A 20,660-nucleotide genomic window follows, 5' to 3' on the forward strand; every position below is an offset into this window, starting at 1 on the left:
GTCATGTAACGGGGAGGAGGCTGTTGCGTGACGTTCTCGCATCTCGGGCAACCGAACCACCACAAGGGTGCTCAGACGCCCCGGACGTCCACCGGCATCCCCTTCGGCTCCTTGATCCGCTTCATGATGATCTGCGAGTTGACCTCCGTGACCCCCGCCAGGGTCGTCAGCCGCTCGATCCACAGCCGCTCGTACGCCGCGAGGTCGGCCACCGCGATCCGCAGCAGGCAGCCGGGGCTGCCGAACAGGCGGTAGGCCTCGATCACGTCCGGGACGTCCTGGAGCGCCTCCTCGAAGGCCTCCACCGTCTCCCGGTCCCGCCGCACCTCCACCGAGACGAGCACCTCGAAGCCCCGCCCCACCGCCTCCGGGTCGATGATCGCCCGGTAGCCCTGGATCACCCCGTCCTGCTCCAGCTGGCGCACCCGGCGCAGGCAGGGGGAGGCGCTGAGCCCCACCCGTTGGGCCAGCTCCTGGTTGCTCAGCCGGCCGTCGTTCTGGAGCTCGCGCAAGATGTGGAGATCGATTCGGTCCATGGCGCAATTATCCACCACGGTGAAACGTTCAGGCGGAGGATTTCGCAATCGTCTTGCGCGCCTCCTGTCCTATCGTTGCGACAGCAGGGAGATATGGGTACGGAGTGAGGACGGCAGGCATGAAGCGGACGAACGACGGGGGAGCGCGCCGGATCGTCGTCATCAGCACGGGCGGCACGATCGCCAGCCGCTGGCAGGGCACCGGGTACGCGGCGGACGCCTCGGGCGACGACGTCCTGGCCACCGCGCCCCTCCCCGAGGGCGTCACCGTCGAGGTCGTCGACCTCTTCAACGTCAACAGCTCCCGCATGACCGCCGCACACCAGCTCGCCCTGCTCCGGACCGTCCACGAGACGTTCGCCGACCCCGGCGTCGACGGCGTCGTGGTCACCCACGGCACCGACACGCTGGAAGAGACGGCCTTCCTCCTCGACCTCCACCACGTCGACGCCCGCCCGGTCGTCCTCACCGGCGCCCAGCGCCCCTTCGGCACCGGCGACGGCGACGGCCCCGGCAACCTGTACGACGCGCTCCAGGTCGCCGCGAGCGTCCGCGAACTCGGCGTCCTGGTCGTCTTCGACGGCCGCGTCCACGCGGCACGCGGCACCGTCAAGACCCAGACGCTCGCCGCCGACGCCTTCTCCGACCCCTCCGCCGAGCGCCTCGGCCGCGTCGGCTTCTCCCGCGTCGACATCGAGCGCCAGCCGGAGCGCCCGGCGCCGCTGCCGCTCCCCGCCGCCGCGGGGACCGCGACACCCGGCGCCACCGGCCCCGACGCCACCCCGCTGCCGCGCGTCGACATCGTCACCCACCACTCCGACGGCGACCCGTTCCTCCTGAACGCGGCCGTCGCCGCCGGCGCCCGGGGCATCGTCCTGGAGGCGACCGGCGCGGGCAACGCCACCCCGGAGATCGTCGCCGCCGTCGCGGACGCGGTCGCCCAGGGCGTCCTCGTCGCCGTCAGCACCCGGGTGCCCGCCGGGCCGCTCGCCGAGATCTACACGGGCGGCGGCGCGGTCGACCTCGTCGCCGCCGGCGCCGTGCTGACCGGCACGCTCCGGTCCGCCCAGGCCCGGATCGCCCTCCTCGCCACGCTTCTCGCCGACGGCGGCAGCGGCGACCCCGCCCGCAGCACCGCCCTGCTGCGCCGCCTCCTGCAGGGCCCGGTCCGCGCCGAGCCCGCCCTCGCCACCGGCGGCTCCCGGTCCGCCACGGCCGTCGCGGGCCGCGCCTGACCGGCGCACCCCCCAGAACCCCGGCTCGCGGGCGGTGCATCCCCCCGCCCGCCCGCGAGCCGGAGCCCAACCCCACCGCGCGGACGCCCTCCGGCGCCGTACGCGCCGCCGCGCTCCCGCCTCGCACCGCGCGCGTGCCCCCGGCCCGCGCGCCGACGAGCGCCCGCCGTTCACCGGCGCGGATGCCCCGTCGTGCGCGCCGGCGAGTGCCCGCTCTTCACCGGCGCGAGCGTCCCGTGGTGCGCGTCGGCGAGTGCCCGCCCCTCTCCGCGCGGGTGTCCCGTCGCCGCAGGCGACGAGCATCCGTCTCTCACCGCGCGGGTGTCCCCGTCGCCGTACGCGGCGGCGAGCATCCGCCTCCCACCGCGGGTGCCCCGGCGCCGTACAGGTCGGCGGCCCCGCTCCTTCGCACGCCCCGCACTCCTCAAGGACGGCATCCATGGTTCCCGCACCGGCTCCGCACGACGCACCGGTCCGCACCGAGCACGACCTGCTCGGCGACCGGGAGGTCCCGGCCGACGCCTACTGGGGCGTCCACACGCTGCGCGCCACCGAGAACTTCGCCATCACCGGCACCCCGATCTCCGCCTACCCCCTCCTGATCGACGCGCTGGCCGCCGTCAAGGAGGCCGCGGCCCGCGCCAACGAGGAGCTCGGCCTGCTCCCCGCCGACAAGGCCGCCGCCATCGCCGGCGCCTGCCGGGAGATCCGTACGGGACGGCTCCACGACCAGTTCGTCGTGGACGTCGTCCAGGGCGGCGCCGGCACGTCCACCAACATGAACGCCAACGAGGTCGTCGCCAACCGGGCCCTGGAGCTGCTCGGCCGCCCCAAGGGCGACTACGCGCGACTGCACCCCAACGAGGACGTCAACCTCGGCCAGTCGACCAACGACGTCTACCCGACGGCGATCCGCATCGCCGCCATCGGCGCCGCCCGGGAACTCCTGAAGGCCATGGCGGTCCTCCAGGACGCCTTCGCCGCCAAGGCCCTGGAGTTCCGCGACGTCGTGAAGATGGGCCGCACCCAGCTCCAGGACGCGGTGCCCATGACGCTGGGCCAGGAGTTCTCCACGTACGCGGTGATGCTGGAGGAGGACCGCGGCCGGCTCGCCGAGGCGATCGAGCTCATCCACGAGATCAACCTCGGTGCCACCGCCATCGGGACCGGCCTCAACGCCGCCCCGGGGTACGCCGAGACCGCCCGCCGGCACCTCGCCGAGCTGACCGGGCTGCCGCTCGTCACCTCCGCCAACCTCATCGAGGCCACCCAGGACTGCGGCGCCTTCGTCCAGCTCTCCGGCGTCCTCAAGCGCATCGCGGTCAAGCTCTCCAAGACCTGCAACGACCTGCGGCTGCTCTCCTCCGGCCCGCGGGCCGGCCTCAACGAGATCAACCTGCCGCCGGTCCAGGCCGGTTCCAGCATCATGCCCGGCAAGGTCAACCCGGTGATCCCCGAGGTCGTCAACCAGGTCGCCTTCGAGGTCATCGGCAACGACATCACCATCACGATGGCCGCCGAGGGGGGACAGCTCCAGCTCAACGCCTTCGAACCGGTCATCTTCCACGCCCTGTCGAAGAGCCTGCTCTCGCTGCGCGCCGCCTGTCTGACCCTCGCCGAGCGCTGCGTCACCGGCATCACCGCCAACACCGAGGCGCTGCGGGCCGCTGTGGAGAACTCCATCGGCCTCGCCACCGCCCTCAACCCGCACCTCGGCTACACCGCCGCCACCGCCATCGCCCAGGAGGCGCTCGCCACCGGCCGCGGAGTCGTCGAGCTCACCCTGGAGAAGGGCCTGCTGCCCGCCCAGCGCCTCGCCGAACTCCTCACCCCCGAGCGCCTGACCGGCGCCCCGGGCACGTCGCTCGCCTGAGCACCCGCTCCACCGGCTCCCGACACGGTGGCGGGCCCTCTGCGGCCTGTCATCGTGCCGGGAGCCGCCGCGTGCGGGGGTCGGGCGGAGCCGCCGCCCGCGGCGCGGGCCCATGCCACGTCCATAGCAGAGGCGATCAAGAGGGCGTGTCCGGCCGGAAGTTACCCGGCAGTTTCTCGTGACTTCCTCGGCGGCCAGTCGTAGAACGTGTTCCCATTCACTCGCGAGTGAGGAAGATCACATGAGTGAACACCCCCTGTCCGCCCAGGGAAACCACCGCGTAAGCCGCCGCAGTTTTCTCGCGGGAACAGGTTCTGTTCTCGGCGCCGCAGCCCTCGCCGGCACGATCACGACCCCCGCCCGCGCCGAGGTCCCCGGCCTGAACTGCACCCCCATCACCGACGGGTCCCAGGTGCGCGCCCTCGTCATCGGCACCGGCTACGGCGGCTCCGTCGCCGCCCTGCGGCTCGCCCGCGCGGGCGTGGACGTCCACATGATCGAGATGGGCATGGCCTGGGACGCCCCCGGCCCCGACGGCAAGATCTTCGCGAACACCACCACCCCGGACTACCGCTCCTTCTGGCTGCGCACCCGAACCAAGCAGCCCCTGAGCCAGTTCCTCGGCTTCCCCCTGGACAAGGACGTTCCCGTCCACACCGGCATCCTCGACGCCGAGGACTTCGCCGGGATCACCGTCTACCAGGGGCGCGGCGTCGGCGGAGGCTCCCTCGTCAACGGCGGCATGGCCGTCACACCCCTCCGGGAGCGCTTCCCGGAGATCCTCCCGACCGTCGACCCGGCCGAGATGTACGCCACCTACTACCCGCGCGCCAACGCGGGCCTGGGCGTCACCTCGGTGGACGTGAACTGGTGGGAGAACGCGGACTGTTACCAGTACGCCCGCGTCGGCCGCAAACACGCCCAGCGCTCCGGCTTCCCCTTCGTGTTCGTGCCCAACGTCTACGACTGGGACTACATGAAGCAGGAGGCCGCCGGGTCCGTCCAGAAGTCCGCCCTGGCGGGCGAGGTCATCTACGGCAACAACGCCGGCAAGAAGAGCCTCCAGAAGACGTACCTCGCCCAGGCCGCCGCCACCGGCCGGGTGAGCGTCTCCCCGCTGCACCGGGTGACCTCCGTCAGTCCGGCCGCCGCCGGCGGCTACACCGTCGTCATCGACCAGATCGACACCACCGGCGCGACCCTCGTCACCAAGACCGTCCGCGCGGACCGGGTCTTCTTCGCCGCGGGCAGCGTCGGCACCAGCAAGCTCCTCACCCGCCTCAAGGCGACCGGCGCCCTGCCGTCGCTCAACGAGCACATCGGCAAGGGCTGGGGCGACAACGGCAACGTCATGTGCGGCCGGGCCAACCACATGTGGGACCCGACCGGAAAGCTCCAGTCCTCCATGCCCACCGCGGGCATCGACAACTGGAACGCCGGCGGAGCCTTCGCCGAGGTCGCCCCGCTGCCCACCGGCATCGAGACCTACGCCTCCTTCTACCTCTCGATCACGCGCACGCCGCGCCGTGCCGAGTTCTCCTGGAACCCCTCCACCGGCAGGGTCGACCTGAGCTGGGACCGGGCCTGGAAGCAGACGTCCATCGACATGGCCAAGTCCATCTTCGACAAGATCAACAGCAAGGAGGGCACGATCTACCGCACCGACCTCTTCGGCGCGTACAAGATCTGGGGCGACCACCTCACGTACCACCCGCTCGGCGGCGCGGTCCTGGGCAGGGCGACCGACAACTACGGCCGGCTCCACGGCCACCCCGGCCTCTACGCCATCGACGGATCCCTGATCCCCGGCAACACCAGCGTCAACCCCTTCGTCACCATCACGGCCCTCGCCGAACGCAACATCGAACGGATCGTCGCCGAGGACTTCTGACCTCGTGAACGGCACGAGGGGCCGGCCGGAACACCGGCCGGCCCCTCTTCGCGCTCCTCAGTGCGTCGGCAGCACGCACACCGTGTCGAGCCCGAGCACCCGGTTCAGCCGCCCGAACGCCAGCCACGAGCCCAGGCTCATCGTCAGCTCCACGATCTCGGCCTGGCTGTACCGGGCCGTCATCCGCGCCCAGAACTCCTCGTCGAGGCCGTGGTGGTCCAGCGCGTACCGCTCCGCGTACTCGGCCGCGAGCCTCGTCCGCTCGTCGAAGCTCTCCGAGACCTCCGTCTCCCGCCAGGCCGCGACCACCTCGTCGAAGCCGTCCTCGACCTTCTCGCCGTCCCGGTCGGTACGCCAGTCCAGGCAGAACCCGCAGCCGTTGATCTGCGCGATCCGCAGCCGGGCCGCCTCGAACTCGCGCAGCCCCAGGGTCGTGTGGGCGTACACCGACAGCGAGAAGTTCGCCGCCGCCGTCCCGATCTCCGGCACCATGTCGCCCCACACGTACCCGATGGGCTCCTGGCCCTCGGGAATGTCGATGATCACCGTGTTCTCCTTCCCAGCTTCCCGACCGCGGGCCGCAGCGGTACGTCCAGCGCGTCGTACAGTCCCGGTTCCGCCGCCACCAGCCAGTCGATCGCCCCGACGAGCCGGCCCACCGCCGTGGCGTTCCCACCCGCCGACCGGTTCTCGCCCTCGTCGGTCGCCGCCACCGTCACCTCGATCCGGGGACTTCCCTCGACGATCACCCGGTGCGCCCCCGCCCCGTCCGGCGGCACCGGCCAGTCCGGCGCGCACGAGGGATGGATCCGGGTGACGTGCTCGATGACGATGCGGGGCTCCCCGCCGACGATGCCCTGCACCTCGAAGCGGATCGCACCCTGCGTACCGGCCTCGAAGACGCCCATCGTCCGTGTCTTCACGGTGGACTCCAGCGGGCGGCGCTCCATCGTCTCGCGGATCTCGTCGAGTTCGGCGCCGAGGGCGCGGGCCATCAGCCGTATCTGCCCGCCCCAGATCATGGTGGGAACCGAGGGCCACAGCATCGGCGGCTCGTAGTCCATCGGCCGGCCCATTCCCACCAGCTCCCGGACCGACTCCTCCTGCTCGTACGTGGAGTAGTCGAAGATCTCCTGGCAGCGGACCACGTCCACGGTGGCGGCGAGACCGCTCACCAGCAGCGGCAGCACGTCGTTGCCCCAGCCCGGGTCCACGCCGGACACGAACAGCGAGCCGCCGCCCTCGGCGACCGCCGCGAGCACCGGGTCCCGGAACTCCGGCGGCGCGTTGCGCTGGTCGTACAGCGGGTAGAGGGCGGGCGTCACCACCACCGCGCCCGCCGCCACCGCCCGTGCCACGTCGGCGAGCGCCCCGTCGGGCCGGGTGTCGCCGGAAGCCGCGTACACCACAGCCCCCGGCCGCCCGTCGAGCACGGCCCCGACGTCGTCGTCGGCCGCCACCCCGAGGTCGTACCCGAGCCCCGCGAGCCGGCCCGCGTCCCGCCCGACCTTCGCCGGGTCGGACACCAGCACCGCCGCGAGTTCCAGGCCTGGATGGGCGTCCACGGCGCGAATGGCCGCGCGCCCGACATTTCCGGTACCCCACACCACCGTCCGAATCATGCGCGGAGGGTAGCGCCGGGCGCCGAAGGTTCCCAGACCCGTGACACAAAGATCTGACGGATCGTCAGTTGGCGGTGCGGGGACGGCCCGTCAGCCCAGCCGCAGCGCGACGAACGGAATCGTGTCGCCCGGCAGGAGACAGCGCTCCGCCTCCGTGAAACCGCGCCCCCGTGGCCGGGTCAACCGCTTTCGGTCCGGCCACCGCCGGTCACCCGTCCCCCGCCGGTCACCCGTCCCCCGCCGGTCACCCGTCCCCCGCCGGTCCGGGCGTCGGCGGTCACCCGTCCACCGCCGCGCGAAGCCCCCGGACCGCCCGCGCGAGCGCCTCCCGGACGCGGTCCGTGTCCGCCTCCGTCGTACGCCAGTTGCTGAACGCGGCGCGCAGGGCGGGCGTCCCGTGCAGGACCGTGGGGGTGAGGAACGCCTCGCCCGAGTCCGCCACCGCCCCCGCCAGGGCCTCCAGCCGCTCCGCCGTCGGGTCGTCGGCGAGGGTGAAGCAGACGACGTTCAGGTGCACCGGCGCGAGGAGTCGCAGCCCGGGGACGGCGGAGATCCCCTCGCCGAGCCGCCGGGCCAGTGCCACGCACCGCTCCACGATCTCGGCGTGGCCCTCGCGCCCGTACGCGGTCAGCGAGAACCAGGTCGCCAGGGCCCGCAGCCGCCGCGAGTTCTCCGGCGTCAGATGGAGGAACGCGGGGGTGCCGGCGGGCATGCCCAGATACGGCGACTCGTTGTGGAAGACCCGCACCTGGAGGTCCTGACGGCGGGTGAACTGGACGGCCGCGTCGTACGGGACGTTCAGCCACTTGTGCAGGTCCACACAGATCGAGTCGGCGGCGTCGAGCCCGTCGACCAGCGGCGCGTGCGCCGGGGAGAGCGCGGCGAACGCGCCGAACGCGGCGTCCACGTGCAGCCAGAAGTCGTACCGCTCCTTCAACGCGCCGATCGCCCGCAGATCGTCGAAGTCGACCGTGTTCACCGTCCCGGCGTTGGCGACCACCACGGCGGGCTCCCCGGCCAGCGCCTCCAGCGCCTCCGCGAGGCGCCCCACGTCCACGGCCTCGCGCGCCCCTCCGAGCAGCGGCACCGGCCGCAGCCGGTCGCGGCCGACCCCCAGGAAGGACAGCGCCTTCGTGACGCTGGAGTGCGGGCTCCCGGACAGCACGTGCACAGGACCGAGCGCGGCCACCCCCTCCCGGGACACCGACACCCCCCGGCGCTCGCCCAGCCACTCCCGGGCCACGGCGAGACCCACGGTGTTGGACATCGTGGCACCGCTCACGAACGCGCCCCGGTGCGCCTCGCCCAGACCGAACAACTCGCGCAGCCAGCCCAGCGTCTCGCGCTCCAGGGCGTCGGCGGTCGAACCGCCCCCACTCGAACCGTTCTGGTCGTACGCGCCGGTGAGCCAGTCGCCGGTGAGGGCGGCGGGCGTGGCGCCGCCGGTCACGAAGCCGAGGTAGCGCGGCCCCGCCGAGCCGGAGAACCCCGGCTCCCAGCGCTCGGCGAACCGCTCCAGCGCGCCCTGCGCGCCGACCCCCGCCACCGGGAGCGGACCGGCGTCGGGCGCCTTCGCCGCGGTGGCCACCGGCCTCTCCCCGAGCCCGGAGAGCTCACGGGCCGCGAAGTCGCGGGCGGACTGCAGGAGTTCGGGAAGCCGGTCGAGGTCGGCGGCGAGCGTGGGGTGCATGGCCTCAGCGTAGACAGCCCGCCAGCGCTCGCGCGGGGGCCAATCCGCGGAAGGTGGCCTGGTACGAAGCCCCGTCGGCATCCGGTGGACCGGACCGCGGTCTGCCACGAACGACGTCCCTCCGCCACCGCGGAAGCGGCCGTACGGGTGAGGCCGCGGGCACGGCGTGACGCGCGGACCACCGAACGGGTACGGATCGCTGCATTGCCCCCGGCCAGGAGGATGCCGTCCCATGTCCGTACGCAAGGGCGCCCCCGCGCTGCTCGGCGCCGGCACACTGTGCGCGGCCCTGCTGCTCACCGGCTGCGCGAGCACCGCGCCACCCGCCCCCGCGCACAGTCCCACGAGCGCGCCCGCGGCGGGCGACGCCCGCCCCGAGGGGACCCGGCCCGACACCGCCGCGAACAGCCTCGCGTCCGCGCCGGCCCCCGCGGCCCGCATCCCCGGCATCGGCCCCGCCACCCACGCCTTCGTGCCCGACGGCACCTCCCAGGCGCTCGTCGTCACCGGCACGGGGCCGGACGACAACACGGCCACCGCGACGCTGTACGCACGGGGCCCGGCCGGCCGCTGGACCGAGTCCGCCGGCCCCTGGCCCGCGCACAACGCGCTGCGCGGCTGGACCCCGGAGCACTTCGCGGGGGACCTGCGCACCCCGATCGGCGTCTTCCGGCTCGGCGACGCGGGAGGCCGCCTGCCGGACCCCGGGGCCCGCCTCCCCTACGACCAGGACGCCGAGTTCGCGATCAGCGGCACGGGCTTCTCCGGCGAGCCCCTCGAAGGCTCCTTCGACCACGTCGTCGCCATCGACTACAACCGGGTCCCCGGCCGGACCCCGCTCGACAAGGAACGCCCCCTCGGCGCCGGGAGAGGCGGCGGCGTCTGGATCCACGTCGACCACGGCGGGCCCACCCAGGCCTGCGTGACGCTGGAACGCGAAGCACTCCGCGAACTCCTCCGCGCCCTCGACCCGGCCGGGGAGCCCGTCGTCGTCATGGGCCCGGCCGCCGATCTGGCGCGCTGACGGGGCCGGCCGGCCGGGGCCGGGTCAGTCGCCGCCGGCCCCGACCGCCCCGCGGAACGAGGCGGTGTGGCTGCGTACCTGCTCCGGCGTCAGATAGGCGTCCGTGTACTCGAAGTCCCGCAGCGTCCCCGACTTCGACGCCAGGAACCCGGTGCGCACGTAGTCGTCGCCCGCGGCGGCGTTGAGCAGCCAGTTCGTCATCACGCGGGTCTTGGCCACGTTGGTCCGCAGTGCCCCCCAGTGGTACGCCCGGGCCACGGCCTGCGCCGGCATGCCGTGCAGCTCCACGCCGAGCGGCTTCGAGACGCCGTCCCTGCCGCCGAGGTCCACCACGAGACCGAGGTCCTTGTGCGTGTACGGATGCGTCGGCTCGCCGCGCAGCGTGGCGACCAGATTGTCCGCGACCGCCTTGCCCTGCCGCATGGCGTGCTGCGCGGTCGGCGGGCAGATCGCCCCCTCCTCGCCCTTGGCGAGGTCGGGCACCGCGGCCGCGTCCCCGAGGGCCCACACGCCTTCGAGTCCCGGCACGTCCATCTCCGCGGAGACGACGAGCCGTCCGCGGAGGGTCTGCGCGCCGAGCGTGCCGATGAGCGGACTCGCGGCCACGCCGGCGGTCCAGATCAGTGTCCGGCTGGGCAGCGTCCGCCCGTCGGTGAGCGTGACCGTCTTCTCGTCGACCGAGGCGACCGAGACGCCCAGCGAGACCTCGATGCCGCGCTTGGTCAGGATGTCCGTCGCGGCGGAGCCGAGCTTCTCGCCGAGTTCCGGCATCAGCTTCGGCGCGATGTCGACCAGGTGCCACTTGATGAGGCTCGGGTCGAGCCGCGGGTAGCGCTTGACCGCGTTGTGGGTGAGCAGCTGGAGACAGGCCGCCGTCTCCGTGCCCGCGTAACCGCCGCCGACCACCACGAACCGCAGGCGGGCGGCCCGCTCCTCCTCGTCGTTGCTCGCGTCGGCCAGGTCCAGTTGGGCGATGACGTGGTCGCGGATGTACACGGCCTCCGCCAGCGTCTTCATGCCCCGCGCGTGCTCGGCGAGCCCCGGGATGTCGAAACTGCGGGTCACACTGCCGGGCGCGAGGACCAGGTGGTCGTACGGCTCCGTCACGTACTCGCCGGAGATCGTGCGCACCACGCAGACCTTGGCCGCCGTGTCGATCCCCACCACGCCGCCCGGGACGATCCGCGTGCGGTGCCGCTGACTGCGCCGCAGCGACAGGGCCACCGACTGCGGGGTCAGCACCCCCGCCGCCACCTGGGGGAGCAGCGGCAGGTACAGCTGGTACGAGAACGGCGACAGGAGCGTGATCAACGCCTCCCGCTCCGCGAGGCGCCGTTCGAGCCTCCGCACACAGCCCACTCCGGCGAATCCCGCGCCCACCACGAGAATCCTCGGTCGAGTCACGCTGTCCGCCCTTCCGTAGGAGCGTGCATCACGCCATTGCCCCGGGCCAGGTGAGCCCACGGGGCTGTCTTCATCCGACTATCCGCGTTTCACCCTTTCTATCCTCATTGGCTCGGTACCGCTCTTCGGCGAGGCCCGCGCGTCAGAGGACGACGACGCCCAGGGGCCGCGATCCCGCGGCGAGGCGCCGGGTGTCGCCCGAGGCGAGGTCGACGACGCTCAGCCCGTCCCAGTACCCGTCCCGGGTGAACCCACCCGTCACATAGGCGGTGCGGCCGTCCCGGGACACGGCCACGCTCTCGTGCGGCCCCTCCAGCGGGTACACCCGCTCGGCCCCGGCTGGCGTACGGACGGTCAGGGACGGGCCGCGGTCCGCGTCGGGGTCGATCGGTCCCGTGCCCACGGTGAACAGGGTGCCGTCGGCGGTCACGGTCACGCCGTGCTGGTGGGTGTTCGCGGTCATCGGCTCGATCGCCGTGCGGCCGGTCCGCGGGTCGACCACCGCGAGGCGCTCGCCCTCGAAGGGCAGCAGCAGCTTGCCGTCCGACGGACGCACGGCCGTGTAGTGCGGCTTGAGCCACGAGCCGAGCCCGCCCTCCGTGCCGTACGGGGCGACCTCCACCCGGCGCGTCCGCAGGGCGTCCGCGGCGACGACGGTGACGTCGAAGGAGTCGTGGTTCGTCGCGTACACCTCGGCGCCGTCCCGCGACACGTCCACGTCGAACGGGCGTCGGCCCACCTCCACCGCGTCCACGACCCGCAGCGCCGTCGTGTCGACGACCTCCAGTGCGCCGTTCCCGCCGGGCACGTTGACCCCCACGTACGCCCGGCGCCCGTCCGGCGAGAGCGCGATGCCCATGCCCCCGCCCCGGTACTCGCCGGTCGTCACCGGGCCGGTGTCCGTGCGGTACGGCACGAGCGCGAGACGCCGGCGGGTCGCCGTGTCCACGACCGCCACCCCTTCGGCGGTCGCCACCCACGCGCGCCCGTCCTCGCCGACCACCAGCCCGTACGGAGCGGTGCCGACCTCCACGGAGCCGGTCGCACCGCGCGCGGGGTCCACGAAGGTGACCGTGTCGGAGCCGAAGTCGGTGACGAGCAGGGTGCCCGGCGAGCCCGCGCCCGTCCCGGCCGGCGCGGGCGTCACGGTGACGGACGAACCGGGCCCGGTCGCCCCGGAGGAGACCGGGGCACGCGGCGTCGGGTCCGCGGCGGAGGCCGCCCCTCCGGCCCCCTGCGCGCACCCCGCGAGCAGGGCCACGGCCACCGCCGCGGGCACCGGCACACGGGCGGAACGGGACGAACGGCGGAACGCTGCCATGACGGACTCCTCGGTACGGGGGACCGGGCGGCCGGCCCCGCCGGAGACGGGTCCACGCCCTGCCCCGATCCTCCGCCCGCACCCCGACCCGGCCGCTCCACCGCCCGGCCCCGCGCCGACGGCGGAACGGACGACCCGGGGGTCCACCGATCGGCTGACCCCGGACCCGGGCGCGCGGGGCGACCGGCTCTCGGCGCCGTCCTTGCCGTCCCGCGCGTGGGGCCGGTGCTTCAGCGCTTGAGGCCGCTGAGGAAGCAGAGCACCCGCTCCACGCACAGGACGGCCGCCTCCGGCACGTAGGACGGCGCACCGCGCTCCGCGAACAGGTGCGAGGTCCCGGGGTAGAGGAAGAGCCGCCGGTCGGCGGCGCCCGCCACGAGAGCGCGCGCGGCCTCGACGTCCCCCTCGTCGGCGAAGCAGGGGTCGGCGTCCATGCCGTGGACCTGCGCGGGCACACCGTCCGGCCAGGCCGTGCCGAAGGTGTCCGCCGGCACGCACGCGCTCAACAGCACGGCGCCGAGCGCCCCGGGCCGGGTCTGCGCCAGCTTCTGCGCGGGGAGCACGCCGAGCGAGAACCCGGCGTACACGATCTCCTCGGGCAGCTCCCTGGCGGCTCGCACGCCACGCTCCAGGAGCGTGTCGAAGCCGACCTCTTCCGCGTACCCCGCGCCGGCTTCCAGGTCCGTGAACGTGCGGCCGTCGTACAGGTCGGGCGTGTGCACCGTGTGCCCGGACCGCCGCAGCTCGCCGGCGAACGCGGCGACCCCCTCGGTCAGCCCGAGCGCGTGATGGAAGAGCAGAACCTCGGCCATGTCGTCATCCCCTGATCACCGAACGCGGCCCGCCCCCGTGGTGGCACAGGCCGTTGCGGAGCCAGCATCGCGCACGGCACCGACAACGGGATCCCGTCCTGCCCGGCGGACCATGGCGAGGTCCTGGTCCGACGGAGCCCGGCACGACGACGCGGCGGTCGCGCGTGCGAGGCGCCGCGAGCCGGACGGGACTTCCGGACAGGTCCTAGAGCTGCGGGCGGTGCGGCATGACGGAGGCGCCGGGCTGCGGGTGGGCCATCATCGCGGCGCCCTGACCCATGCCGTTCGGTCCCATGCCGCCCTGACCCATGCCGCCCTGACCCATGCCGCCCTGACCCATGCCGTTCGGTCCCATGCCACCCGGTCCCATGCCGTTCGGCCTCATGCCGCCCTGGGGGCCGCCGACGGCGAGCTGCGCGCCGACACCGGCGTGGGCGACCGGCGCCTGCGGCGCGGGAACACCCTGCGGCGGCAACTGGATGACCCGGCTCAGGTCCCGCAGAACCTCCTCGGCGACCTGGCGGACGTCACCCGGAACATCCCCCCGCTCCCGTATGAGCTCGGCGTAGATCGGTGCCGTGCCGTCCGCGTGGTTCATGGGGCTCGCTTCCTTCGACTGCGCCGGTTCCGTCACCGACGGGGCGACGCGAGTCTACGGGGCACCACCGACACGCCCGGGATCGGGAGCCCGCCGTCCGGGCCCGAAAGGGGCCCCCGACCGCTCCGCGCGCCGGATATTCGCTGTCCTCCCGACCCGGACCCGACCGAGAATGGATCACCGAACACCCGGGAGGGACCCCATGAGCCAGGCGACCCTGACTCTGCACGACCTGATGCCGTCCGACGAGCTGGCCGACGCGCTCGACGAGGGGCACATCACACGCAAGCGCCACCCCGAGCTGCCGCTGTCGATCTACACGTACACGCGCGCGTGCCAGTACGCCCAGCACTGGAACGAGGCCACCACCCGCTGCCGCGGCCTCGTGGCCGACGACGCCACCGGACGGATCGTCGCCCTCCCCCTCCCCAAATTCTTCAACCTGTCCGAACACGCCACCGGCCGCCCCTACGCGCCGCCGCTGCCCGACGAACCCTTCGAGGTGTACGACAAGGTCGACGGCAGCCTCGGCGTGGTGTTCCACTACGAGGACCGCTGGCACGCCGCCTCCAAGGGCTCCTTCACCAGTGCCCAGGCCGGCTGGGCCCAGCGCCGTCTGGACGGCGCCGACACCTCGGGCCTGGTGCCGGGCGTCACCTACCTCGCCGAGATCCTCCACCCGCACAACCGGATCGTCGTGAACTACGGCGACCGGCGGGACCTGGTCCTGCTCGCCGCCTTCGACCGGGACGGCACGGAGCTCGCGCTCGCCGAGGCGGCCGCCTCCTGGCGGCCCATCGGCTCGGTCGTCCGCACCTGGCCCGCCATGAGCGTCGCCGAACTCACCGAGCTGACCGAGTCCAACACCCTCCCCGGCGGCGTCCCGGCCACCGGCACCGACGCAGAGGGTTTCGTGCTGCGCTTCGCCTCCGGCCTGCGCGCCAAGGCCAAGCTCACCGAGTACGTGCGCCTCCACAAGGTGCTCACCGGCGTCACCGCACGGGACATCTGGCGCGGCCACGGCATCCAGCGCTTCGCCGGCGTGCCCGCGGCCCGGCTGGCCACCGGCATCGGCTGCGCCGTCGCCGACGTCGAGGCCTCCGGCGGCAAGCCCCTCGACGCCCTCCTCGAACAGGTCCCGGACGAGTTCGACGCCTGGGTGCGCGAGGTCGTCGCGCGTCTGGAGGAGGAGGCCGGCCGTCGCGAGCGGGCCGTCGACGAGGCCTACACTCGCCTGGCGCACCTCGCCGGGGACCGGGCCGCCTTCGCCCGCGCCGCCGCGGGCGTGTCCGACCGGGGGCTGCGGGCAGCCCTCTTCCTGCGCCTCGACGGGCGCCCCACGGACCTCCTCGTGTGGCGTCAGATACGCCCCGACGCAACCGACCCCTTCACCCACGACGAGGAGAACTGACCGTGCCTGTCGTCCACGTCATGACCGGCCTCCCGGCCTCCGGGAAGACGACGGCCGCCCGCGCCCTCCAGGCCGCCGCCGAGGGGCGCGTCCGCCGCGTCAACCTCGACGACCTGCGCTCCATGCTCGACCTCCCGGCGGCCGACCGCGGGCGCTCCCGCACGCACGAGCAGACCGTGCTGGGCATCCAGGACGCCGCCGTCCGCGCGGCCGTGGACGACGGCTTCGACGTGGTCGTCGACAACACCCACCTGACCCCCCACATCCCCAAGCGGCTCAAGGCCGCTCTCACCGGCCGGCCGGCCACCTTCGTCGTCCACGACTTCACCGACGTGCCCGTCGACGAGTGCGTCCGCCGCGACGCCGCCCGCGACCGGCCCGTCGGCGAGGAGATCATCCGCCTCCTCGCGGACAAGCACGCCAAGGCCACCCGCGGCGGCTGGCGCCTCACCGCGGACTGGCTCAACGACCGGCCCGCCGGCGTGCCCTACGTCGCCGACCCGGCGCTCCCGTCGGCCGTCATGTGCGACATCGACGGCACCCTCGCCCTGCGCGGCAACCGGGGCCCGTACGACTTCACACGCTGTGACGAGGACCTGCTCAACCCGTCCGTGCGGGACGCCCTGCGCGCCTTCCGGCACGCCGAGCGCGACCGGATCGTCCTGCTGTCCGGCCGGAGCGAGGACCACCGCATCCTCACCGAGGCCTGGCTGGCCCGGCACGAGGTCCCGTACGACGAGCTGTGGATGCGGGCCTCCGGCGACGGCCGCGGCGACGACGTCGTGAAGGCGGAGCTCTTCGACGCCCATGTCCGCCACCGCTACGCCGTCCGCGTCTCCCTCGACGACCGCGACCGCGTCGTCGCCCTGTGGCGCCGCATGGGCCTGCCCACCTGGCAGGTCAACTACGGCACCTTCTGACCGGAGGCCGGCCGGAACGTTCCGGTCGGCCGGTCACGGGGGTGGGGCCGCCCACCCCCGTGACCATGTCAGGATCGTGGGATGGTGGAAAAGATCATCGCGGCGTGCGACGGCGCGTCGAAGGGAAACCCCGGCCCCGCGGCCTGGGCATGGGTCATCGGCGGCTCCGACGGCGGCATCGACCGCTGGGAGGCGGGCCCGCTCGGCCGGGCGACCAACAACGTGGCCGAACTCACGGCCCTGGAACGGCTCCTCGAGGCCCTCGATCCCGGCGTGCCGGCCGAGGTCCGGATGGACTCGCAGTACGCCATGAAGGCCGTCACGACCTGGCTGCCCGGCTGGCGACGCAAGGGCTGGAAGACCTCCTCGGGCAGCCCCGTCGCCAACAAGGAGCTCGTCGTCCGCATCGACGAACTGCTCACCGGCCGGGACGTGGCCTTCGTCTACGTCCCCGCCCACCAGGTGGACGGCGACCCCCTCAACGACGCCGCCGACCGCGCGGCCAGCCACACCGCCCGCACCCAGGAGCCCACGGGCTCCGCCACCGGCGCACCGCTGCCCCCGCCGGAAGCGCCCACGCGCGCCTTCGCGCCCCGGGCGCGCACCTCCGCTTCCGCCCGCTCCTCCTCGAGGCCGGCTTCGTCACCGTCCTCTTCCTCGGCCTCCACGGCCCGCCGGGGTCGCCCGTCCGGCGGCACCCTCAAGGCGAAGTTTCCCGGCCGCTGCCGCTGCGGCAAGGCCTACGACAAGGGCGAGACGATCGCCAAGAATCCCGACGGCTGGGGCCATCCCACCTGCGTCTGAAGGAAGGGGCCGTCCGACTGGCGGGCGGCCCCGTCCGGCCCGTGAGACCGCCGAAACGGGGTGCGCGGCAGGCTTCACCCACGTGTGGGCGCGGGTTCTTCCGGGGTTCTGTTCTCGGAGCGGTTGTGGCTGCATACTGTTCCTCCTCGCACCTGGTGACGAACCGTTTTACCTGCTCTTTTGTCGCTCTCACGACGTGATCGGCACCCGGCGAGAACCTCCCTCCTGCTGCTGCCGCGGCCCCTCCGTGGCGGGAGCTCTCCCTGCCCGTGAAAGACCCGAGGTTCCGTGCCAGTACCTGTTCTCCTGACCGGGCGCTCCGTGCGCCTGGAGCCGCTGGCGATGCGGCACGCCGAAGCCCTCGCGCGGGCCGGCGGGGCGGACCGATCGGCCTACGCCTTCACCCCCGTACCCGACGGCCTCGAATCGGCCCTCGACTACATCGCCCGAGCCCTCTCCGATCAGGCGGCAGGCCGGTGCCTGCCCTTCGCCCTGGTCAGTACGGCCGACGAACAAGTCATCGGTTCGACCCGTTTCCTCGAACTCGACTACTGGCGGGGGCCGCTGGTCTGGCCCCCCGTCCCCGGCATGCCCCACGGCGATCCGCTGACGTCCGTCCCGGACGCCGCCGAGATCGGGAACACGTGGATCTCCGGTGCCGCCCGGGGGACCGGCATCAACACCGAGGCCAAGTACCTCATGCTCCGGCACGCCTTCGAAGCCTGGGGCGTCCGCCGCATCACCCTGCGCGCCGACGCCCGCAACACCCGCTCCCGAGTCGCGATCGAACGGCTCGGAGCCACCTGCGAAGGCGTCCGCCGGGCCCACTCGCGGGGACTCGACGGAGCCGTCCGCGACACGGCCTTCTACTCGATCCTCGACGACGAGTGGCCCACCGTCCGCGACATCATCGAGCTCCGCATGGCCACCCCCCGCCAGGTGCGGATCCCCCAGGACCTGCTCCCGGCCTGAGCCCCCGACGGTCCCCGTCCCCCCGCCCCGGCAGCCCGGCGTACCTCCGCCGCGCGGCCGGGGCGGACCCGGTTCCGAGGGGCCCGGGCGGGCGCTAGCGCGCCCGTCGCGCGGGTGGTTCCATGGAGGTGACGGGAAGGACTCGCGTGAGGATGCGGAGTAGCGGTAGCAACCGGGCCGCGCACCGTGCAATCAGGATCCGCGAGAAGCGGATGAGTCCTTCCCGCCCCTGACATGCCGGTCGGGCGAGCCCGCTCCCCGCCCCGACGCACCCGCCGGCCGGTCCCTGGAGCCCGGACCCACGCCCCGCCCCGCGCCGGTGCGTTCCCCGGCCCCCTCGGACCCGCTCCCCGGCTTCCACGGCCCCCTGGTCCCTGGAATCCCTCGTCTTCCGGGCCGCCCCTGGTCTCCCCGGTCTCCCGGCCCGCCCTGGTCTCCCCGGTGCCACCCGGCTCCGCCCGGTCCGGGCCCGGGCCCGCCCGGTACGGTGACCGGGACAGCGAGCAGCACCACCCGAAAGGACCGAGTGATCGTGCCGACCGGAACCCCCGACGTACTCCTCCGGACGGAGGGCCGTGCCGGGTTCGTCACCCTGAACCGGCCCCGCGCCATCAACGCGCTCACCCACGCCATGGTCCTCGCCGTCGACGGCGCGCTCACGGAGTGGGAGCACGACCCCGGGATCAGCACGGTCGTGATCGAGGGAGCGGGCGAGCGGGGCCTGTGCGCGGGCGGCGACATCCGGGCGATCCACGAGGACGCGCGCGCCGGGGGCTCCGCCTCCGCGGCCTTCTGGCGGGACGAGTACCGGCTCAACGCGCGGATCGCCCGCTACCCCAAGCCGTACGTCGCCCTCATGGACGGCATCGTCATGGGCGGCGGCGTGGGCGTCTCCGCGCACGGCTCCGTCCGCGTCGTCACCGAGCGCTCCCGGGTGGCCATGCCGGAGACCGGCATCGGCTTCGTCCCCGACGTCGGCGGTACGTACCTCCTCGGGCGCGCCCCCGGCGAACTCGGCACCCACCTCGCCCTCACCGGCGCAGTGGTCGGCGCGGCCGACGCCCTCCTCACCGGCCTCGCCGACCACTTCGTCCCGTCCGCCGAACTGCCCGTCCTGGCCCGGGACCTGACGCTCCTGCCGGCCGCGGAGGCCGTCGCCCGCCACACGGCGCCGCCGCCGCCCGGCGTCCTCGCCGGACAGCGGGAGTGGATCGACGCCTGCTACCGCGCCGAGGACGTGGAGACCGTCGTCGAGCGGCTCTTCGACATCGGCGACCCCGCCGCCAAGGAGGCCGCCACGACCCTCCTGGCGAAGTCCCCGACGGCCCTCAAGGCCACCCTCGCGGCCGTCCGCCGCGCCCGCCTGCTCGGCACCCTGGAGGAGGTCCTGGACCTGGAGTTCCGGGCCTCCTGCGCCGCGCTGACCACGCCCGACCTCGTCGAGGGCATCCGCGCCCAGGTCGTCGACAAGGACCGCGACCCGCGCTGGACCCCGCCCACCCTCGCCGAGGTCACCGCGGGGGACGTCGCCCGCTACTCCACCGCACCGGCCGGCGGCGACCTCGGCCTCGCGGCCACCGTGCCGGCGGTCGCGGACCGGGACGCCCGAGACCACGCATGACCACGGACACCTCCTTCCGGCCCGTCCTCGACCGCATCGCCGAGGAGATCGCGGAACTCGCCGACCGGGGCACCCCCGCCGACTACATCCCGGCCCTCGCCGCGGGCGATCCGTACCGCTTCGGCATGGCCGTGGCCGAACTCGACGGCACGGTCTACGGGGTGGGGGACTGGCAGCACCCGTTCTCCACCCAGTCCGTCACCAAGGTCTTCACCCTCGCGCTCGCGCTCGCCGGGGAGGGCGACGACCTCTGGGCCCACGTGGGCAGGGAGCCCTCCGGCGACCCGTTCAACTCCCTCGTGCAGCTGGAGTACGAACACGGCATCCCGCGCAACCCGTTCATCAACGCCGGCGCCCTCGTCGTCACCGACCGGCTGCACCGCCTCACCGGCGACGCCTCCGGCAGCCTGCTCGCCTTCCTCCGCGCGGAGAGCGGCAACCCCGGCCTCGGCTTCGACCCCGGCGTCGCCGCGTCGGAGGCCGCGCACGGCGACCGCAACGCGGCCCTCGCCCACTTCATGGCCTCCTACGGCAACATCACGGGACCCGTCCCCGACCTGCTGCGCGAGTACTTCCGGCAGTGCTCCCTCGAAGCCTCCTGCGCCGACCTCGCCCTCGCCACCGGCTTCCTCGCCCGGCACGGCCTGCGCGCCGACGGCACCCGCCTGCTGACCCGCAGCCAGGCCAAGCAGGTCAACGCCGTCATGCTCACCTGCGGCACCTACGACGCCGCCGGCGACTTCGCCTACCGCGTCGGCCTCCCCGGCAAGAGCGGCGTCGGCGGGGCCGTCGTCGCCGTCGTCCCCGGGCGCTGCACCCTGTGCGTCTGGAGCCCCGGCCTCGACGCCCGCGGCAACTCGGTCGCCGGCGTGACCGCTCTCGACCGCTTCACGACCATCACGGGTCTCTCCGTCTTCTGACCCCTC

Annotated in this window: 18 protein-coding genes; 10 read left to right on the forward strand and 8 right to left on the reverse strand. The window is 73.7% G+C overall.

Going from position 1 to position 20,660, the window contains the following annotated elements:
• Positions 1 to 71: 71 nt before the first annotated feature.
• Positions 72 to 536, reverse strand: a complete 465-nt coding sequence (locus tag AC067A_RS13595; RefSeq protein ID WP_033211184.1) for an Lrp/AsnC family transcriptional regulator — start codon at positions 534 to 536, stop codon at positions 72 to 74.
• A gap of 119 nt (positions 537 to 655) precedes the next feature.
• On the opposite strand from AC067A_RS13595, the gene AC067A_RS13600 reads away from it, so the two are divergent.
• From AC067A_RS13600 to AC067A_RS13610, 3 genes are all read left to right on the forward strand, one after another.
• Positions 656 to 1,771, forward strand: coding sequence for an asparaginase (locus tag AC067A_RS13600; RefSeq protein WP_478618874.1), 1,116 nt, complete (start codon positions 656 to 658; stop codon positions 1,769 to 1,771).
• A 439-nt stretch (positions 1,772 to 2,210) separates the two neighbouring features.
• Complete coding sequence (locus AC067A_RS13605; RefSeq protein ID WP_478618876.1) at positions 2,211 to 3,644, forward strand: aspartate ammonia-lyase; 1,434 nt, start codon at positions 2,211 to 2,213, stop codon at positions 3,642 to 3,644.
• A gap of 241 nt (positions 3,645 to 3,885) precedes the next feature.
• Positions 3,886 to 5,535 (forward strand): GMC oxidoreductase, encoded by a 1,650-nt coding sequence (locus AC067A_RS13610; protein WP_478618879.1) that lies wholly within the window; start codon positions 3,886 to 3,888, stop codon positions 5,533 to 5,535.
• Between the two features lie 57 nt (positions 5,536 to 5,592).
• Here the strand turns inward: AC067A_RS13610 and AC067A_RS13615 are convergent, their stop codons facing one another.
• The 3 genes from AC067A_RS13615 to AC067A_RS13625 all read right to left on the reverse strand — a co-directional run bounded on the left by AC067A_RS13615 (position 5,593) and on the right by AC067A_RS13625 (position 8,847).
• On the reverse strand, positions 5,593 to 6,081 hold the full coding sequence (locus tag AC067A_RS13615; protein WP_150273421.1) for a carboxymuconolactone decarboxylase family protein: 489 nt from the start codon (positions 6,079 to 6,081) through the stop codon (positions 5,593 to 5,595).
• Positions 6,078 to 7,157 carry an NAD(P)H-dependent amine dehydrogenase family protein gene (locus tag AC067A_RS13620; protein WP_478618884.1) on the reverse strand — a complete coding sequence of 360 codons (1,080 nt, stop codon included), beginning with the start codon at positions 7,155 to 7,157 and terminating at the stop codon, positions 6,078 to 6,080. Before AC067A_RS13620 ends, AC067A_RS13615 begins: the two co-directional genes overlap by 4 nt.
• Positions 7,158 to 7,434: 277 nt before the next feature.
• The gene (locus AC067A_RS13625) at positions 7,435 to 8,847 is read right to left on the reverse strand and encodes a pyridoxal phosphate-dependent decarboxylase family protein (RefSeq protein ID WP_478618887.1); all 1,413 of its coding nucleotides are present in this window, start codon (positions 8,845 to 8,847) and stop codon (positions 7,435 to 7,437) included.
• A gap of 232 nt (positions 8,848 to 9,079) precedes the next feature.
• Between AC067A_RS13625 and AC067A_RS13630 the strand changes: the two genes are divergently transcribed.
• Positions 9,080 to 9,871, forward strand: coding sequence for a hypothetical protein (locus tag AC067A_RS13630; protein WP_478618890.1), 792 nt, complete (start codon positions 9,080 to 9,082; stop codon positions 9,869 to 9,871).
• A 24-nt stretch (positions 9,872 to 9,895) separates the two neighbouring features.
• Here AC067A_RS13630 and AC067A_RS13635 read toward each other — a convergent pair whose 3' ends face one another.
• From AC067A_RS13635 to AC067A_RS13650, 4 genes are all read right to left on the reverse strand, one after another.
• Positions 9,896 to 11,275 carry an NAD(P)/FAD-dependent oxidoreductase gene (locus AC067A_RS13635; protein WP_478618892.1) on the reverse strand — a complete coding sequence of 460 codons (1,380 nt, stop codon included), beginning with the start codon at positions 11,273 to 11,275 and terminating at the stop codon, positions 9,896 to 9,898.
• Between the two features lie 142 nt (positions 11,276 to 11,417).
• Positions 11,418 to 12,596, reverse strand: a complete 1,179-nt coding sequence (locus AC067A_RS13640) for a YncE family protein (protein ID WP_478618894.1) — start codon at positions 12,594 to 12,596, stop codon at positions 11,418 to 11,420.
• Positions 12,597 to 12,826: 230 nt separating this feature from the next.
• Positions 12,827 to 13,408, reverse strand: coding sequence for a dienelactone hydrolase family protein (locus tag AC067A_RS13645; RefSeq protein WP_478618897.1), 582 nt, complete (start codon positions 13,406 to 13,408; stop codon positions 12,827 to 12,829).
• Between the two features lie 205 nt (positions 13,409 to 13,613).
• Complete coding sequence (locus AC067A_RS13650; RefSeq protein WP_478618900.1) at positions 13,614 to 14,006, reverse strand: hypothetical protein; 393 nt, start codon at positions 14,004 to 14,006, stop codon at positions 13,614 to 13,616.
• Positions 14,007 to 14,208: 202 nt separating this feature from the next.
• On the opposite strand from AC067A_RS13650, the gene AC067A_RS13655 reads away from it, so the two are divergent.
• From AC067A_RS13655 to AC067A_RS13680, 6 genes are all read left to right on the forward strand, one after another.
• A complete protein-coding gene (locus tag AC067A_RS13655) occupies positions 14,209 to 15,417 on the forward strand; it encodes an RNA ligase (protein WP_478618903.1) in 1,209 nt (402 codons plus the stop codon).
• A 2-nt stretch (positions 15,418 to 15,419) separates the two neighbouring features.
• Entirely contained in the window at positions 15,420 to 16,337 is a 918-nt protein-coding gene (locus AC067A_RS13660; protein WP_478618906.1) for a phosphatase domain-containing protein, read from the forward strand.
• Between the two features lie 81 nt (positions 16,338 to 16,418).
• On the forward strand, positions 16,419 to 17,141 hold the full coding sequence (locus AC067A_RS13665; RefSeq protein WP_478618909.1) for a ribonuclease H family protein: 723 nt from the start codon (positions 16,419 to 16,421) through the stop codon (positions 17,139 to 17,141).
• Positions 17,142 to 17,429: 288 nt separating this feature from the next.
• On the forward strand, positions 17,430 to 18,113 hold the full coding sequence (locus tag AC067A_RS13670) for a GNAT family N-acetyltransferase (RefSeq protein WP_478618911.1): 684 nt from the start codon (positions 17,430 to 17,432) through the stop codon (positions 18,111 to 18,113).
• A gap of 526 nt (positions 18,114 to 18,639) precedes the next feature.
• Entirely contained in the window at positions 18,640 to 19,734 is a 1,095-nt protein-coding gene (locus AC067A_RS13675; RefSeq protein ID WP_478618914.1) for an enoyl-CoA hydratase/isomerase family protein, read from the forward strand.
• Entirely contained in the window at positions 19,731 to 20,654 is a 924-nt protein-coding gene (locus AC067A_RS13680) for a glutaminase (protein WP_478618916.1), read from the forward strand. Before AC067A_RS13675 ends, AC067A_RS13680 begins: the two co-directional genes overlap by 4 nt.
• Positions 20,655 to 20,660 lie beyond the last annotated feature (6 nt).

The sequence above is a fragment of the Streptomyces sp. NPDC043176 genome (assembly GCF_056436715.1).

Excerpts from the sequence above, each read along its gene's own strand:
- AC067A_RS13595 (WP_033211184.1), bottom strand. The coding sequence starts at position 536 with ATGGACCGAATCGATCTCCACATCTTGCGCGAGCTCCAGAACGACGGC.
- AC067A_RS13600 (WP_478618874.1), top strand. The coding sequence starts at position 656 with ATGAAGCGGACGAACGACGGGGGAGCGCGCCGGATCGTCGTCATCAGC.
- AC067A_RS13605 (WP_478618876.1), top strand. The coding sequence starts at position 2,211 with ATGGTTCCCGCACCGGCTCCGCACGACGCACCGGTCCGCACCGAGCAC.
- AC067A_RS13610 (WP_478618879.1), top strand. The coding sequence starts at position 3,886 with ATGAGTGAACACCCCCTGTCCGCCCAGGGAAACCACCGCGTAAGCCGC.
- AC067A_RS13620 (WP_478618884.1), bottom strand. The coding sequence starts at position 7,157 with ATGATTCGGACGGTGGTGTGGGGTACCGGAAATGTCGGGCGCGCGGCC.
- AC067A_RS13625 (WP_478618887.1), bottom strand. The coding sequence starts at position 8,847 with ATGCACCCCACGCTCGCCGCCGACCTCGACCGGCTTCCCGAACTCCTG.
- AC067A_RS13630 (WP_478618890.1), top strand. The coding sequence starts at position 9,080 with ATGTCCGTACGCAAGGGCGCCCCCGCGCTGCTCGGCGCCGGCACACTG.
- AC067A_RS13640 (WP_478618894.1), bottom strand. The coding sequence starts at position 12,596 with ATGGCAGCGTTCCGCCGTTCGTCCCGTTCCGCCCGTGTGCCGGTGCCC.
- AC067A_RS13645 (WP_478618897.1), bottom strand. The coding sequence starts at position 13,408 with ATGGCCGAGGTTCTGCTCTTCCATCACGCGCTCGGGCTGACCGAGGGG.
- AC067A_RS13650 (WP_478618900.1), bottom strand. The coding sequence starts at position 14,006 with ATGAACCACGCGGACGGCACGGCACCGATCTACGCCGAGCTCATACGG.
- AC067A_RS13655 (WP_478618903.1), top strand. The coding sequence starts at position 14,209 with ATGAGCCAGGCGACCCTGACTCTGCACGACCTGATGCCGTCCGACGAG.
- AC067A_RS13665 (WP_478618909.1), top strand. The coding sequence starts at position 16,419 with ATGGTGGAAAAGATCATCGCGGCGTGCGACGGCGCGTCGAAGGGAAAC.
- AC067A_RS13680 (WP_478618916.1), top strand. The coding sequence starts at position 19,731 with ATGACCACGGACACCTCCTTCCGGCCCGTCCTCGACCGCATCGCCGAG.